Consider the following 16,013-nt stretch of genomic DNA (forward strand, 5'->3'; position numbering starts at 1 on the left):
AAGGGGGCGGCCAGCCTGCTAGAATCGCGGCTTTTCCCCTTTGACGGCTGCCTACATGACCTTCGCCTCCCTCGGCCTGATCGAACCCCTGCTGCGCGCCACCGAGGCCCTCGGCTACCAGACCCCTTCCCCGGTGCAGGCCGAGGCCATACCCGCCGTGCTCAAGGGCCGCGACCTGATGGCCGCCGCCCAGACCGGCACCGGCAAGACCGCCGGCTTCGCCCTGCCGTTGTTGCAGAAGCTCACCCAGGAAGGCCCCCAGGTCGCCGCCAACTCCATCCGCGCCCTGGTGCTGGTGCCCACCCGCGAGCTGGCCGAGCAGGTCAACGAGAGCTTCCGGGTCTACGGCCAGCATCTGCCCCTGCGCCACTACGCCGTCTACGGCGGGGTCAGCATCAACCCGCAGATGATGAAGCTGCGCAAGGGCATCGACATCCTCGTCGCCACCCCGGGCCGCCTGCTGGACCTCTACCGGCAGAACGCGGTGAAGTTCGGCCAGCTCCAGGCACTGGTGCTGGACGAGGCCGACCGCATGCTCGACCTCGGCTTCTCCCGCGAGCTGGATGAGCTCTTCGTCGCCCTGCCGCGCCGGCGCCAGACCCTGCTGTTCTCCGCCACCTTCTCCGACGCCATTCGCCAGATGGCCCGCGAGCTTCTGCGCGACCCGCTGTCCATCGAGGTCAGTCCGCGCAACGCGGCGGCCAGGAGCGTGAGCCAGTGGCTGATCCCGGTGGACAAGAAGCGCAAGTCCGAGCTCTTCCTGCACCTGCTGGAAGACCGTGGCTGGGGCCAGGTGCTGGTCTTCGCCAAGACCCGCAAGGGCGTCGACCAACTGGTGGACGAACTGCAGGCCCGAGGCCTGGCCGCCGACTCGATCCACGGCGACAAGCCGCAGCCTTCGCGCCTGCGCGCCCTGCAACGCTTCAAGGCCGGCGAGGTGCAGGTGCTGGTCGCCACCGACGTGGCCGCCCGTGGCCTGGACATCGACGACCTGCCCCTGGTGGTCAACTTCGACCTGCCCATAGTCGCCGAGGACTACGTGCACCGCATCGGCCGTACCGGCCGCGCCGGTGCCACGGGGGAGGCGGTGTCCCTGGTCTGCGCCGACGAGGTCCAGTTGCTTTCCGCCATCGAGGTGCTGACCCGCCAGACCCTGCAGCGCCGCGATGAGCCCGGCTTCGTCCCGGATCACCGGGTGCCGCAGACCGATGCCACCGGCGCCATCCTGAAGAAGCCGAAGAAACCCAAGAAGCCCAAGGAGTCCCAGCCGGCCTCCGGCAAGGGGGCGTCCCTGGGGCGCTGGATCGACAGCGAGAAGCCCAAGGTGAAGGCGGTGCGCAAGGCACCGGGTTTCGGCAAGGCGAAGAAGGGCTGACCCGCACCCCGGTGTCACCCTTTTGTGGCATTGGGTGACGCTTTCCGGGGCGGGCGCGGGAAGCCGGGGCAGGGCGGCGCGCTGGCACCCCTTTGGCAGAGGGGGGAGCAGGGCATTCAGGATATTGGCTCAGTTCCTGCATTTTTGTGCGAAATGCTGAACGCCTATAGTGAATGAAGCGCAGCCCAACCCCGCAGGCCCTCTCCCCATGCGCCACAAGGAACTGAAACACTGGACCACCGGTGTCGCCCACCTGCTCGCCCAACCCGCCGGCCGGCCCCGCCTGCTCGGCCTCAGCCAGTGGCTGCAGCAGATCTGCACCGTCGATCACTTCGTCCTCTTCGTCTACGAAGGCAACCACAGGCCCCTGGCGCTTTTTGACACCTTCCCGCCGGACAAGCGGCATATCTACGTGGAGGACTACCAGGTCGGCCCCTACCTGCTGGACCCCTTCTACCTCGCCTGCACCCGCAACCAGGCCCCCGGACTCTGGCGGTTGCGCCAGTTCGCCCCGGACCACTTCTACCTGGGCGACTACTACCTCACCTACTACCAGCAGACCGGACTGACCGAGGAGATCGCCTTCTTCATCGACCTGCCCGAAGGCGCCAAGGCGGTACTTTCGCTCATGCGCAGCACCCGCAACCCGGCCTACAGCCGTGACGAGATGCACCTGCTGGACTGCGCCCAGCCGGTGGTGGAGCAGGTGGTGGGGGAGGCCTGGCAACTGGCGCGCGCCCAGTCCCCGCGTCCGGCCCAGGACCTGGACTACAAGATCCGCGAGGCCTTCGACCAGTTCGGCGCCCATGTGCTGACGGCCCGTGAGCAGGAGGTGGTGCAGATGCTCCTGCGCGGCCACTCCAGCGCCTCGGTGGCCGAACACCTGGCCATCAGCCCGGGCACGGTGAAGATCCACCGCAAGAACCTCTACGCCAAGCTGGGCATCGGCAGCCAGTCCGAGTTGCTCGGGCTGTTCGTGCGGGAACTGGCGGGGCAGCGGGACGAACCGGAGCCCCTGCGCAGGGCCGTCTAGATTTATCGCGGTTGGCGATAAGACGGGGCTGGTCAATAACCGATCAATCTTTTCCGCCCCAGCGTCCATCGGCGCCGCGCGTGGGTGCCCACGACTTATCCACAGAGCGCTCCACAGTTTCTGTGGAGTTCCCGGCCTATCCCCCGAGGGATATATACAGCCCAAAAGCCCCCTGGCTAGCCTGTTGCCATCAGTCAGGAGCAGCTGCCAGAAGGGGCCGGCCGTGAGCGATGCAAGCGAGACCTTCGATATCGAGTTCCGCCAGGTGGTGAAGCGCTACGGTGCGGTCACCGCCGTCGATGGCCTGGACTTCGCGGTGCGGCGCGGTGCCTTCCATTCCTTTCTCGGCAGCTCCGGCTGCGGCAAGACCACCACCCTGCGGATGATCGCCGGCTTCGAACAGCCCAGCGAAGGCGAGGTGCTGCTGGCAGGCCGTTCGGTGGCGGGGGTGCCGGCGCACCAGCGGCCGGTGAACATGGTGTTCCAGAGCTACGCCCTGTTCCCCCACCTCTCGGTGCTGGACAACATCGCCTACGGGTTGCGCTACCGACAGCCGCGTCCCGACAGGGCCCTGCAGCGTCGCCTGGCGGAGGACGCGCTGGAGATGGTGCGCCTCGGTGGCTTCGGCCAGCGCAAGCCCCACGAGCTGTCCGGCGGTCAGCAGCAGCGGGTGGCCCTGGCCCGCGCCCTGGTGAACAAGCCCACGGTGTTGCTGCTGGACGAACCCCTGGCGGCCCTGGACCGCAAGCTGCGCAAGGAAATGCAGTCCGAGCTGCTGCGCCTGCAGCGGGAAGTGGGCATCACCTTCGTGCTGGTGACCCACGACCAGGAAGAGGCGCTGTCCATGAGCGACACCATCAGCGTGATGCAGGACGGTCGCATCCTGCAGAGCGCCAGCCCCGAGCAGCTCTACGAAACCCCGGCGAGCCGCTACGTGGCCGACTTCATCGGCGAGTCCAACCTCTTCGACGGCACCGTGCGCCGTGTCGACGGCAACCGCGTGCTGCTGGAGACCGCCCAGGGCCTGCAACTGGCCAGCCCGCAGACGCCCACCGGCCCGGCCCTGAAGGCCGCCGAACCCGGCTGCATCGCGGTGCGCCCGGAACTCATCGCCATCGGCGCCGACGCCGAGTCGCTGGCCCGCGAAATCAGCCTGACCGGCCAGGTGGTGGACCGCATCTACCTCGGCAACCTGACGGAATACCGCGTGCGCACCGAGCCTTTCGGCATCGTCTGCGTGCGGGTGCCGCGCCATGGGCTGGCGGAGCGCTCGGCCTTCGAGCATGGCGCGCCGGTTCGGATCGGCTGGGACCAGGCCAGCGGCCTGGCAATGACGTTGTAGCGTGGCAGCGCCGCTGCCGCGAAGGTTTCAAGCGCATCGACCGCAGTACGGAACGGACAAGCACAACCAACAGGTGAAAGGCAGGTGGCAGCAATGGATCGGAAAGACTTCATCAAGCAACTGCGCAGCTGGCAGAACGGCTCCATCAGCCGTCGCGAGTTCCTCGGCAAGACCGGCCTCGGGCTGGCCATGGCGGTGATGGCCGCCAACATGCCCGGCCTGCTCGCCGGCAACCGCGCCTTCGCCGCCGAGAAGGGCAGCATCGGCGACCGCGTCACCCTGGCCACCTGGCCGAACTACCACAACGCCGGCAACTTCGCCGCCTTCGCCGAGCAGACCGGTGCCCGGGTGCAGATGAACGTCTTCGGCTCCAACGAGGAAATGCTCGCCAAGCTCCAGGCCGGTGGCAGTGGCTGGGATGTCTTCGTCCCCACCAACTACACCATCAGCACCTACGTCGAGCTGGGCCTGATCGAGCCCCTGGACCTGGCCCGCCTGCCCAACTTCGACCAGTCCGCCTACGAAAAGCGCTTCATGGAGCAGGGCATAGTCGACGGCAAGGTCTATGCGGTGCCGAAGAACTGGGGCACCACCGGCTTCGTCTACGACAGCGAGCAGATCAAGGCCCGCCCCAGCACCTGGAAGGAGTTCTGGGAGCTGGCCAAGGGCGAGGCCAACGGCCGGGTGATGGTCCACGACTATCAGCTGACTGTCATCGGCAACGCCCTCAAGGCCTTCGGCTACAGCTTCAATTCCCTCGACCCGAAGGAGCTGGCCGACGCCGAGAAACTGCTGCTGGAGGTCAAGCCACACCTGTTCGCCATCAACTCCGACTACCAGCCCTCCATGCGCAGCGGCGACGCCTGGATGTCCATGTGCTGGACCGGCGACGCCTCCCAGCTGCACCGCGACCTGCCGCAGATGCAGTACGTGCTGGGCCGCGAGGGCGGCGAGCTGTGGAGCGACTTCTTCGCCATTCCCAAGGGGGCGGAGCGGCGTGACGCGGCCTACGCCTTCATCAACTTCCTGCTGGACCCGCAAGTGAACAAGCGGGAAGTGGAGGCCCACGGCTACCCCAGCGGCGACAAGCGGGTGGACGCGCTGCTGCCCAAGGCGATGCTGGAGGATCCGATCATGTACCCGGCCGCCGACCTGCTCAGCGCCCTGGAGTTCGGCGCCGCCGCCACCCTCACCAGCCCGGCCCGGGCGGAACTGATGGCCCGCTTCAAGGCGGCCTGACGGGCGATGCTCCTGTAGGAACGGGCTGCCCGCGAAGCGCGATTCCGCATTCGCGAGCAGCGCTCGCTCCTACCCTGGTTGCTTCCATGAACCGTAGGGACTCTTCCATGCACGTCGCCCTCAGCGCCCCCGCGCCGGCCGATGCGGGCCGGGCCGCGCCGCCAGAAAGCCGCAGCCTCGGCCGGCGCGTCACGCTGCTCCTGCTGCTGCCGTCCACCCTCTGGTTCCTGCTGCTGCTCCTGCTGCCGCTGGTGATCATCCTGGTCTTCAGCCTGGGGGAGCGGAGCCCGGTGGGGGGCTACAGCGCGGCGCTGACCCTGGAGAACTACCTGAACCTGGGCTCCCGGGCCAAGGCCTTCGCCAACACCCTGGTGCTGGCGCCGCTCGGCACCCTGGTGTGCCTGGTGGCGGCCTACCCGCTGGCCTACTTCCTCGCGGTGAAGGTCCAGCGCAACCGATCCCTGCTCCTGACCCTGGTGATAGTGCCCTTCTGGACCAGCTTCCTGATCCGCACCTACGCCTGGATCTTCATCCTCGGTGGCAAGGGCCTGCCGGCCCTGCTGGCCATGGTCGGGCTGGAGAACGTGCGGCTGATCAACACCCCCACGGCGGTGCTGATCGGCATCGTCTACGGCTACCTGCCGCTGATGGTGTTTCCCATCTACGTGAGCCTGGAGAAGCTCGACAAGCGCCTGCTGGAGGCCTCCGCCGACCTGGGCGCCAGCGCCTTCGAGACCTTCCGCCGGGTGACCCTGCCACTCTCCGCGCCGGGGGTGATCACCGGCGCCATGCTGGTGTTCATCCTGCTCATGGGCGAGTTCCTGATCCCGGCCATCCTCGGCGGCGGCAAGGTGTTCTTCGTCGGCAACGCCCTGGTGGACCTCTTCCTGCAATCGCGCAACTGGCCCTTCGGCAGCGCGGTGGCCATGACCCTGGTGGCGATGATGCTGCTGATCATCGCCCTCTACCTCAAGCTGGTGGCGCGCTACGGCAAGCGCGGCACCGAGGGGATGCTCTGATGTGGCTGCGCAGCTATTCCACCTCGCTCTACCTGTTCCTCTATGCGCCGATCGCGCTGATCGTGCTGTTCTCCTTCAACGCCGGGCGCAGCGCGCTGTCCTTCCAGTGCTGTTCGGTGCAGTGGTTCGGTCGCGCCTTCGACAACCCCTTCATCATGGAGGCCCTGGGCACCAGCACCCTGATCGCCCTCTGCTCGGCCACGCTGGCGACCGTCTTCGGCACCCTGGCGGTGTTCGGCCTGCAGCGGGTGGGCCCGCGCGTGCGGATGCTCTTCGACGCCCTGACCTACTGCGCCATCATCATTCCCGGCATCGTCATCGGCATCGCCACCCTGATCGCCTTCATCAGCCTGTTCGAGGTGATGAACCCGCTGCTGGACCTGCTGCTGGGCGCCGGCCTGCCACGGCTGCGCATGGGCCTGTTCACCGTGATCGCCGCCCATTCCCTGTTCACCATGGCGCTGGTGATGGTCATAGTCCGCACCCGCGTCGAGGCCCTGGACAAGGCCCTGCTGGAGGCCTCCGCCGACCTCTATGCGCCGCCCCTGGACACCTTCCTGCGGGTCACGCTGCCACAGATCGCCCCGGCCATCCTCGCCGGCTTCCTGCTGGCCTTCACCTTCAGCTTCGACGATTTCATCATCGCCTTCTTCGTCGCCGGCTCCGAAACCACCCTGCCGATCTACATCTTCTCGTCCATCCGCCGGGGCATCACCCCGGAGATCAACGCCATCTCGACGGTGATCATCTGCGTCTCCCTGGCGCTGCTGTTCACCTCCCGCCACCTGCAGAACCGTCGCAGCGGCGCCTGAGCGCCCATGGAGCAGAACCATGCGTGACCAGCTGTACATCAACGGGCAATGGGTCCGTCCCGACCTGGGCGGCTACTTCGACGTGCTGGACCCCAGCAATGGCGACCTGATCCAGCGGGTGCCCGCCGCCACCGAGGAGGACATCGACCACGCCGTGCACGCCGCCCGGCAGGCGTTCAACCGGGGCTGGGGGCAGAGCAGCGGGGCCGAGCGTGGCGACTGGCTGGACGCCCTGGCCAACGAACTGGAAGGCCGCCAGGACGCCCTGGCGGTGCTGGAGGTGCGGGACAACGGCAAGCCGCTGCCGGAAGCCCAGTGGGACATCGCCGATGCCATCGGCTGCTTCCGCTACTACGCCCAGCTGGCGCGTGAGCTGGACGCTCGCCAGGACGAGCCCCTGGCGTTGCCGGACGAGCGCTTCAGCTGCCGCATCCGCTACGAGCCGGTGGGGGTGGCCGGGCAGATCATTCCCTGGAACTACCCCTTGCTGATGGCCGCCTGGAAGGTCGCCCCGGCCCTGGCGGCGGGCGCCACCTGCGTGCTCAAGCCCTCCGAGCTGACCCCGCTGACGGCCCTGGAACTGGCGGGGGCGGCGGAGCGCATCGGCCTGCCTTCGGGGGTGCTCAACGTGGTCACCGGCCTCGGCGGCGAGGCCGGCGGTCCCCTCAGCCAGCACCCGGGCGTGGACAAGCTGGCCTTCACCGGCAGCGTGCCCACGGGGGTGAAGATCATGTCGGCGGCTGCCGCCGACATCAAGAACGTCAGCCTGGAGCTGGGGGGCAAATCCGCCTTCATCGTTTTCGACGACGCCGATGTCGAGGCGGCGGTGGAGTGGATCCTGTTCGGCATCTTCTGGAACCAGGGCCAGGTCTGCAGCGCCACCTCGCGCCTGCTGGTGCAGGAGGGCATCGCCGAGCGACTGCTGGAGCGCCTGGTGGAGGAAGCCCGGCGCATCACCATCGGGCCGGGCCTGGAGCGTGGCGTGCTGCTGGGGCCGCTGGTGAGCGCCGGCCAGTTGCAGAAGGTCATGGGCATGATCGAGCAGGGGCGCCAGGACGCGCGCCTGCTCACCGGCGGCAAGCGTCCCGCGCACCTGTCCCACGGCTATTTCGTCGAGCCCACGGTGTTCGACGAGCCCGGCGAGAACAGCCTCATCTGGCGTGAGGAAATCTTCGGTCCGGTGCTCTGCGTGAAGCGCTTCAGGACCGAGGCCGAGGCCCTGCGCATGGCCAACGACAGCCGTTTCGGCCTCGCCGCGGCCGTGATGAGCGCCGACCTCGAACGGGCCGCGCGGGTGGCCAACGGCCTGCGGGCCGGCATCGTCTGGGTCAACTGCTCGCAGCCCACCTTCACCCAGGCGCCCTGGGGCGGGATGAAACAGAGCGGCATAGGTCGCGAGCTGGGCCGCTGGGGCCTGGACAACTACCTGGAAGTGAAACAGGTGACCGAGTACCGCAGCGCCGAGCCCTGGGGCTGGTACCTCTAGGGTGCTGGAGGTACCCGGCCGGCCTCGGCCAGCTGCCGCTTCAGCCGCGCCACCTCGGTCATGTCCTCCACCAGCAGGCACACCCGCTCGGCCTCGCCGCTGGCGGCGGCCAGCGGCAGCAGGGTGATGTTCTGGTACATGAAGTCCTCTTCGCCGGTGATGGGGCGGTAGTTCTCGAAGCGCATCAGGTAAGGGCGCTGTTCCCACAGGCTGAAGGCACGGGTGCCCAGTTGCAGCGCGATGTCGAGCTTGCGCCGGAACCAGCCGCGGTCAATCTCCGGGAACACCTCGAAGAGTTCGCGGCCATGGACCTGGTCGGGTCCCAGGCCCGAGTGGTTCTCCATGAAACTGTTCCACACCTCGATACGGCACTGGCGGTCCAGCACCACCACGCCCACATCCAGGCACTGGACGATGTCCAGCAGCCAGTGGAGTTCCTTGAGGTCGATCTGTGCCGGCATGGTTCAGTCCATCAGGTAGTGGATCTTCTGGGTCAGGCGCGCCACCGAGCTCTCGGTGAAGAGCAGCAGCAGGTCGAAATGCAGCTCCCGGTCCTCGATCTCGTAGCTGATCTCCACCGCCAGGGTCTTGTGCCAGCGGCGGGTGTTCAGGTTGAGCAGGCGCTCGACAGAGCTGTGCTGCCCCAGCAGCCGGGGATGGCTCTGGGAGAAGCGGATATCCAGTTGCTCGGCGAAACCGGCCAGGCAGGCGCCGATGAGGATGCCGGCCAGGTCCAGGAGCATCTCCGCCTGGTCGGTGTCGCCCCGGGGCGTGACATCCATCAGGCGCGCCACCTCGGCGCTCTCGGTGTCATGGAAGAGCAGCAGCGCCTCGCCGGCGATGCCCTCGCCGATGAAGCCCTGGCATACGGCGGACAAGCGCTCGCCGCGCTGGGCGTCGGCCAGGGCCATCTGCAGTTCGCTCACCTCGAACAGGCTCACGTTGGGAATCGGCAGGCGCACGAACACCCCCAGCACCCGGGCCAGCAGCGCCGCGGCGCGGCCCATGGCGACGTTGCTCACCTCGCGCAGGGCGTCGCGGAAGTTGACCTTCAGTTCGGGCAAGGGACCTGGCGTGGCAGGGACGCCGGCCGGGACGGGTGCCAGCAGCCCGAGGCCGAGCAGGGTGGCCCGCAGCTCCTCCGGATCGGCCGGCTTGCGGAGGAAGGCCAGGGCGCCGAGTTCGCGGACCCGGCGCTGGGCCTCGTCCTGGACATCGCCGGAAACCACCACCACCTGGGCCGTCAGGCCTTCGGCACGAAGCTGCGCCAGCACCTGGTAGCCATCCATCACCGGCATGGTCAGGTCCAGCAGGACCACCCGCCCCAGGCCCTGGCGAATGGCGTCGAGGGCTTCCTCGCCGTGGCTGGCCTGGGTGATACGCACGGGCCATTCGGCCGGCAGGGCGCGGATCAGCTGCTTGCGCGCCATCGTCGAGTCGTCGCAGACGAGAAGGGGTATCACGTTGGGGCACCGGAAATGCTGGGCTCAGGCAAGCATAGACGCTGGCCCGGTCGCCGGGGATACGGGCGCGGCGATCAACGGCCCCGCACGGGGTGGCCGGAGGGCGCTCAGCCGCGGTGCGCGGCCAGCCAGTCCAGCGCGCCCCGGCCGGCGACCCGGCCGCTGGCGAAGCAGGCGGTGAGCAGGTAGCCGCCCGTGGGCGCTTCCCAGTCCAGCATCTCGCCGGCGCAGAACACGCCGGGCAGCGCCTGGAGCATCAACCCGGCATCCAGGGCCTCGAAGGTCACGCCGCCGGCGGAGCTGATGGCCTCGTCCAGGGGGCGCGGGCGGACGAGGGTCAGGGGCAGGCGCTTGATCGCCGCCGCCAGGCGGGCGGGATCGAGGAAGTCGTCCTTCGCCGAGAGCTCCCGCAGCAGGCCGGCGCGGGCGCCATCCAGGCCCAGCTGGCTGTGCAGGTGCTTGGCCATGGAGCGGGACCCCCGGGGCCGCGACAGGGCGCGGGTGATCTTTTCCAGGCTCTGGCCCGGCTGCAGGTCAAGGTGCAGGGTGGCGCGCCCGCTGGCGTTGATGCGTTCGCGGATGGCGGAGGACAGGGCGTAGACCAGGCTGCCCTCGATGCCACCGGCGGTGAGGACGAACTCGCCCTGGCGCAGGGGCTCGCCCTCGAGGCCCATGGCCACGGGCTTGATCGGCGCACCGGCGAACTTCTCCTTGAGCAGCGGGCTCCAGGCATCCACTTCGAAGCCGCAGTTGGCCGGCTGCAGCGGGGCGATGGCCACGCCACGGGCTTCCAGCAGGGGCACCCAGGCGCCGTCGGAGCCCAGGCGCGCCCAGCTGCCGCCGCCGAGCGCCAGCACGCAGGCGTCGGCCTTGACCCGGGTTTCACCCTCGGGCCCGGCGATGCGCAGGGCGCCGCTTTCGTCCCAACCCAGCCAGCGGTTCCGGGTGTGGAGGGTGACGCCCTGGTCCTTCAGGCGTTTCAGCCAGGCCCGCAACAGGGGCGCGGCCTTCATGTCGGTGGGGAAGACCCGTCCGGAGGTGCCGACGAAGGTGTCGATGCCCAGCCCATGGATCCAGGCCCGCAGCGCGTCGGCGTCGAAGTCCTCCAGCAGCGTCGCCAGCGCATCCCGGCGCGCCCCGTAGCGGCCCAGGAAGGGAGCCTTGGGCTCCGAGTGGGTGATGTTCATGCCGCCCACGCCGGCCAGCAGGAACTTGCGCCCCACCGAGGGCATGGCGTCATACAGGGCCACCCGCGCGCCGCCCTGGGCCAGGACTTCGGCGGCCATCAGGCCGGCGGGACCGCCGCCGATCACGGCGACGAAAGGGGAGGAGTCATTCATGTGGGCAGGTCGGGCGGGAGTGGCGGAGGGGCGCATTCTACCGGACCGCGAGCCTCTGAAACTCGTTGATTCCATTGTGATGGGGGCTACCCATCGGGCCGCAGGAGCCGGCTTGCCGGCGAATGTCCGGGTGGGTTGCGCCTACAGGCCCAAGTCCTTCCACACCCGTCCGGCGCTGTGATGGAGGATGCCGTGTCGCCGGGCCAGGGCCGCGCGGTCCTTGTCGTAGCCACCGCCTATCAACCCCACCACCGGGATGTCCCGCCCCAGGCAATGGCGCATCACCGTCTCGTCGCGGGCCGCCACGCCGGCATCGGTGAGCTGCAGGTAGCCCAGGGCGTCGTCCTTGTGCACGTCCACGCCGGCGTCGTAGAGGACCAGGTCCGGCTGGTAGAGCGGCAGCAGGTAGTTCAGCGCGTCCTCCACCACCTGCAGGTATTCGGCATCGCCCAGGCCCATGGGCAGCGGGATGTCCCAGTCGCTTTCGGCCTTGCGCGCTGGGAAGTTCTTCTCGCAATGCAGGGAGACGGTGATGGCATCGGGCGTATCGGCCAGGATGCGCGCGGTGCCGTCGCCCTGGTGGACGTCGCAGTCGAAGATCAGCACCCGCTGGACCCGGCCGGTCTCCAGCAGGTAGCGGCTGACCACCGCCAGGTCGTTGAAGATGCAGAAGCCCGCCGCATGGTCGTAATGGGCGTGGTGGGTGCCGCCGGCCAGGTGGCAGGCCAGGCCGTGTTCCAGCGCCAGCTCCGCCGCTCGCAGCGAGCCGCCCACCGCGCGCACGGTGCGGCGGGCCAGGGGCGGACTCCAGGGCAGGCCGAGGCGGCGTTGTTCCTCGCGGCTGAGCTCGCCTTCGGCGAAGCGCCGGATGTAGTCCGGGCAATGGGCCAGGGCCAGGACTTCGGGCGGGCAGATATCCGGCCGGTGCAGGCGCGCGTCGGTGGTCAGGCCGCTGTCCAGGAGATGCCGGTAGAGCAGGCGGAACTTCTCCATGGGGAAGCGGTGCTCCGCCGGGAAAGGCGGGCTGTAGTCGTCGTGGTAGACCAGCGGCAGGAACATCGGGGGCACTCGGCGGAGTTACGGCGGCAGTATGATGGGCCGATCCCGCCGCGCTCAAGAGACCGACAATGCCCTGCCTCGACCTGGAAACCCCACGCCTGCGCCTGCGCACCTGGCGCGACGACGACCTGGCGGCCTTCGCCGCGCTGAATGCCGACCCGGAGGTGATGCGCCACTTCCCTGGTTGCCTCGGTCGCGATGAGAGCGATGCCCTGGCTGCGCGCATCCGTCAGCACATCGAGGACCACGGATTCGGCCAGTGGGTCGTGGAGGACCGGGCCGATGGCGCCTTCGTCGGGGTGCTGTGCCTGCAGAACGTCAACTTCGACGCCCCCTTCACCCCGGCGGTGGAAATCGGCTGGCGTTTCCTGCCCCGCTACTGGGGCCAGGGGCTGGCCTGCGAGGCGGCCCGCGCCGCCCTGGCCTTCGCCTTCGAGCGCTTGCCCCTGGCGGAAGTGGTGGCCTTCACCGTGCCGGCCAACCTGCCGTCCCAGGCGCTGATGGAGCGGCTGGGCATGCAACGGGACGGTGACGGGGACTTCGAGCACCCGCGCCTGCCGGAAGGGCACGCCCTGCGCCCGCATCGGCTCTACCGCCTTGGCCGGGCCCAGTGGGAGGCCCTGCAGTGAGCGACCTCGTGCGCGCCTACCACGCACTCAGCAAGCACCGGCCGGACCGTTTCGCGCCCGGCCCCGGCCAGCTGGACTGGGCCACCCAGCCGGCGCCCTTCCGCCGCTACGCCGGGGCCCGCGCGCTGGAGCTCTGGCATCGCCCGCTGGAGGAGACGCCCGCCTACGACGCGGTGTTCGCGGGGCCGGTGGGCCGTCCGGCGGCGCTGGACCGCGCCAGCCTGTCGCAACTGCTCTACGACAGCCTGGCGATTTCCGCCTGGAAGGAGGCCGGCGGCAGTCGCTGGGCGCTGCGGGTCAACCCGTCCTCCGGCAACCTGCATCCCACCGAGGCCTACCTGCTGCTGCCCGCCGGGGTCGTGGAGGAGGGCGCCTCGCTGGCCCACTACGCGCCGGATATCCACAGCCTCGAAATCCGCGCCGAGCTGCCGTCGCCCCTGGCCGCGCAACTGACGGACGCCCTGCCACCGGGCGGTTTCCTCCTGGGCCTGGCCAGCATTCCCTGGCGCGAGGCCTGGAAGTACGGCGAACGCGCCTACCGCTACTGCCAGCACGACCTGGGCCACGCCTTGGCGGCGCTGGCCATCGCCGCCGCGGCCCTGGGTTGGCAGCTGCGGGTGCTGGAGGGCGTCGCGGAGACGACGCTGGACGGGCTGCTGGGGCTGGACCGGGAAGGCTTCGTCGAGCGCGAGTTCGGCGATCTGCTGCTGTGGATAGGTCCGCCCCAGGCGCGGGAGTTCCCCCTCGCCCCGGCACTTTTGGACGGCATCTCTGCGCTGGAGCTGGCGGGCGTGCCCAATCGGCTGTCCCGGGAGCAACGCCACTGGCCGGAACTGGAGCGCGTCCACGGCCACTGTCGAACCCCGCGCCGGCCCCTGGCCGACTGGGTGGCCCCAGCGGCCCCCGAGGTGCTGGACAACCCCGGCCTGCCCCTGCGACCGCTGCTGCACCGGCGGCGCAGCGCCCAGTCCATGGACGGCCGCAGCGGCATCCAGGCGGAGTTGCTGCTGGCCTGGCTGCGACGCCTGATGCCGGAGCAGTCGCCGGTGCCTTTCGCCAGCCTGGGGGGCACGCAGGTGGACCTGCTGCTGTTCGTCCACCGCGTCCAGGGCCTGGCCCCCGGCCTCTACTGGCTGGCCCGTGGCGCGGCGGCCGACGCCGAGCTGCGCGAGGGCCTGCGGACGGATTTTCTCTGGGAGCGGGTGAGCGGGTCGCTGCCGCTCTATCGCCTGCTGGAGGGCGACGCCCGGGGCCTGGCGGGCTTTCTTTCCTGCGGCCAGGACATCGCCGCCGACGGCTGCGTCGCCCTGGCCATGCTGGCCCGCTTCGACGACGCCCTGGAGCGGGGCGCCTGGGCCTACCCGCAGCTCTACCGGGAGTGCGGGGCGATCGGCCAGGTGCTCTACCTGGAAGCGGAAGCGGCGGGTCTCTCGGGCACCGGTATCGGCTGCTATTTCGACGATTCGGTTCATGAACTGCTGGAAATTGCCGACAGCCGCTGGCAAAGCCTTTACCATTTCACCCTCGGACGGGCGCAGTGGGATGAGCGCCTGACCACGTTGCCAGCCTATCCTGATCTACGAAGACCGCCCCGGCCATGACCCGGGGCGGCTGCCTTGCGGAGGAGTGATTCATGACCCAGGTCCTCGACGAACTGGTCGCCTTGCTGAGCCTTGAATCCATCGAAGAGAACCTGTTCCGGGGCGTCAGCCAGGACCTCGGCTTCCGCCAGCTATTCGGCGGCCAGGTGCTCGGCCAGTCCCTGTCGGCGGCCAGCCAGACGGTGGAATCCGCGCGCCACGTGCATTCCCTCCACGGCTACTTCCTGCGCCCGGGGGACGCCAGCCTGCCGGTGGTCTACTCCGTCGAGCGCGTGCGGGACGGTGGCAGCTTCAGTACTCGCCGGGTCACCGCGATCCAGAAGGGCCAGCAGATCTTCACCTGCAGCGCCTCCTTCCAGCAGGACGAAGGCGGCTTCGAGCACCAGCTCGCCATGCCCGAGGTGCCGGGGCCGGAAAACCTGCCCAGCGAACTGGAGCTGGCGCGCCAGAGCGCCCATCTGCTGTCGGAGCGGGTGCGGGACAAGTTCCTCTGCGCCAAGCCCATCGAGATCCGCCCGGTGACCCTGGAGAACCCCTTCGACCCGCGTCCCGGCGAGCCGGTCAAGTACGTCTGGTTCCGCGCCGACGGCAGCCTCCCGGACATCCCCGCGATCCACAAGTACATCCTTGCCTACGCCTCGGACTTCGGCCTGCTGACCACCTCGATGCTGCCCCACGGCGTCTCGGTGTGGCAGAAGTTCATGCAGGTGGCCAGCCTCGACCACGCGCTCTGGTTCCACCGCGACCTGCGGGCGGACGACTGGCTGCTCTACGCCATGGACAGCCCCTGGGCCGGCAATTCCCGTGGATTCTCCCGGGGCAGCATCTTCAACCGCGCCGGCCAGCTGGTGGCCTCGGTGGCCCAGGAGGGCCTGACCCGGCTGCGCGAGGACTGGAAGTAACGGCCGGATCGGGTAGGCTCGGGCGCTCGACTCGGTTGGAGATTCACCATGAGCCTGGCGCAGTATCGCCACTGGGTGTTCGACATGGACGGCACCCTCACCCTCGCGGTCCATGATTTCGACGCCATCCGCGTGGCCCTGGACATTCCCCCGGAGGACGACATCCTCCATCACCTGGCGGCGCTTCCCGAGGCCGAGGCCGCGGCCAAGCACGCCTGGTTGCTGGAACACGAGCGCGAGCTGGCCCGCAACGCCCGACCCGCGCCCGGCGCCATCGAGCTGGTGCGCGACCTGCATGGGCGCGGCTGCCGACTGGGCATCCTCACCCGCAACGCCCACGAGCTGGCCCTGCTGACCCTCTCGGCCATCGGCCTCGACGGCTGTTTCGCCACCGAGGACATCCTCGGCCGTGGCGAAGCCCCGCCCAAACCCCATCCCGGCGGCCTGCTGCATCTGGCCGAGCGCTGGCAGGTCACGCCCCGCGAACTGGTGATGGTGGGCGACTACCGCTTCGACCTCGACTGCGGCCGCGCGGCGGGCGCCGGCACCGTGCTGGTGAACCTGCCGGAGAATCCCTGGCCGGAGCTGACGGACTGGTTCGTGCGGGATTGTGGGGAGTTGCTGGGCATCGTCCGGAGCCGTGATGGTGCGCCGAACGCTGATCCTGGCGCCCTCTCCCGCTAGCGAGAAGGGAAGATAAGCAAGGAGGCTCC

15 protein-coding genes are annotated in these 16,013 nt (G+C 69.2%); 11 read left to right on the top strand and 4 right to left on the bottom strand.

What is annotated here, in order from left to right; translation table 11 throughout:
* Positions 1-55 precede the first annotated feature (55 nt).
* From KF707C_RS03970 to KF707C_RS04000, 7 genes are all read left to right on the top strand, one after another.
* Complete coding sequence (locus KF707C_RS03970; RefSeq protein WP_004420273.1) at positions 56-1,375, top strand: DEAD/DEAH box helicase; 1,320 nt, start codon at positions 56-58, stop codon at positions 1,373-1,375.
* 208 nt (positions 1,376-1,583) lie between these two features.
* Positions 1,584-2,408, top strand: coding sequence for a response regulator transcription factor (locus KF707C_RS03975; protein ID WP_004420272.1), 825 nt, complete (start codon positions 1,584-1,586; stop codon positions 2,406-2,408).
* A gap of 223 nt (positions 2,409-2,631) precedes the next feature.
* A complete protein-coding gene (locus KF707C_RS03980) occupies positions 2,632-3,750 on the top strand; it encodes an ABC transporter ATP-binding protein (RefSeq protein WP_004420271.1) in 1,119 nt (372 codons plus the stop codon).
* A gap of 93 nt (positions 3,751-3,843) precedes the next feature.
* Positions 3,844-4,989, top strand: a complete 1,146-nt coding sequence (locus KF707C_RS03985; RefSeq protein ID WP_004420269.1) for an ABC transporter substrate-binding protein — start codon at positions 3,844-3,846, stop codon at positions 4,987-4,989.
* Between the two features lie 107 nt (positions 4,990-5,096).
* Positions 5,097-6,008 (top strand): ABC transporter permease, encoded by a 912-nt coding sequence (locus KF707C_RS03990; protein ID WP_004420268.1) that lies wholly within the window; start codon positions 5,097-5,099, stop codon positions 6,006-6,008.
* A complete protein-coding gene (locus KF707C_RS03995) occupies positions 6,008-6,820 on the top strand; it encodes an ABC transporter permease (RefSeq protein WP_004420265.1) in 813 nt (270 codons plus the stop codon). The genes KF707C_RS03990 and KF707C_RS03995 overlap by 1 nt, the downstream gene beginning before the upstream one ends.
* 19 nt (positions 6,821-6,839) lie before the next feature.
* On the top strand, positions 6,840-8,306 hold the full coding sequence (locus tag KF707C_RS04000; RefSeq protein ID WP_004420264.1) for an aldehyde dehydrogenase family protein: 1,467 nt from the start codon (positions 6,840-6,842) through the stop codon (positions 8,304-8,306).
* Here the strand turns inward: KF707C_RS04000 and KF707C_RS04005 are convergent.
* The 4 genes from KF707C_RS04005 to KF707C_RS04020 form a co-directional block, all read right to left on the bottom strand.
* Positions 8,303-8,767, bottom strand: coding sequence for a PAS domain-containing protein (locus KF707C_RS04005; protein WP_004420263.1), 465 nt, complete (start codon positions 8,765-8,767; stop codon positions 8,303-8,305). The two genes, KF707C_RS04000 and KF707C_RS04005, sit on opposite strands and share 4 nt — an antisense overlap.
* 3 nt (positions 8,768-8,770) lie before the next feature.
* Positions 8,771-9,769 carry a response regulator gene (locus tag KF707C_RS04010; protein WP_036991281.1) on the bottom strand — a complete coding sequence of 333 codons (999 nt, stop codon included), beginning with the start codon at positions 9,767-9,769 and terminating at the stop codon, positions 8,771-8,773.
* 107 nt (positions 9,770-9,876) lie between these two features.
* Positions 9,877-11,109 carry a TIGR03862 family flavoprotein gene (locus KF707C_RS04015; RefSeq protein WP_004420259.1) on the bottom strand — a complete coding sequence of 411 codons (1,233 nt, stop codon included), beginning with the start codon at positions 11,107-11,109 and terminating at the stop codon, positions 9,877-9,879.
* Between the two features lie 141 nt (positions 11,110-11,250).
* On the bottom strand, positions 11,251-12,168 hold the full coding sequence (locus tag KF707C_RS04020; RefSeq protein ID WP_004420258.1) for a histone deacetylase family protein: 918 nt from the start codon (positions 12,166-12,168) through the stop codon (positions 11,251-11,253).
* Positions 12,169-12,236: 68 nt separating this feature from the next.
* Here KF707C_RS04020 and KF707C_RS04025 point away from each other — a divergent pair, with 68 nt between their 5' ends.
* From KF707C_RS04025 to KF707C_RS04040, 4 genes are read left to right on the top strand one after another with little or no spacing between them, the layout of a single operon-like run.
* Complete coding sequence (locus tag KF707C_RS04025; protein WP_004420256.1) at positions 12,237-12,797, top strand: GNAT family N-acetyltransferase; 561 nt, start codon at positions 12,237-12,239, stop codon at positions 12,795-12,797.
* Complete coding sequence (locus KF707C_RS04030; RefSeq protein ID WP_004420255.1) at positions 12,794-14,398, top strand: SagB/ThcOx family dehydrogenase; 1,605 nt, start codon at positions 12,794-12,796, stop codon at positions 14,396-14,398. Before KF707C_RS04025 ends, KF707C_RS04030 begins: the two co-directional genes overlap by 4 nt.
* Before the next feature lie 32 nt (positions 14,399-14,430).
* Entirely contained in the window at positions 14,431-15,300 is an 870-nt protein-coding gene (tesB, locus tag KF707C_RS04035; RefSeq protein ID WP_004420253.1) for an acyl-CoA thioesterase II, read from the top strand.
* A 48-nt stretch (positions 15,301-15,348) separates the two neighbouring features.
* The gene (locus tag KF707C_RS04040; RefSeq protein ID WP_004420250.1) at positions 15,349-15,984 is read left to right on the top strand and encodes an HAD family hydrolase; all 636 of its coding nucleotides are present in this window, start codon (positions 15,349-15,351) and stop codon (positions 15,982-15,984) included.
* Positions 15,985-16,013 lie beyond the last annotated feature (29 nt).

The sequence above is a fragment of the Pseudomonas furukawaii genome (assembly GCF_002355475.1).
GTDB classification, from domain to species: Bacteria; Pseudomonadota; Gammaproteobacteria; order Pseudomonadales; family Pseudomonadaceae; genus Metapseudomonas; species Metapseudomonas furukawaii.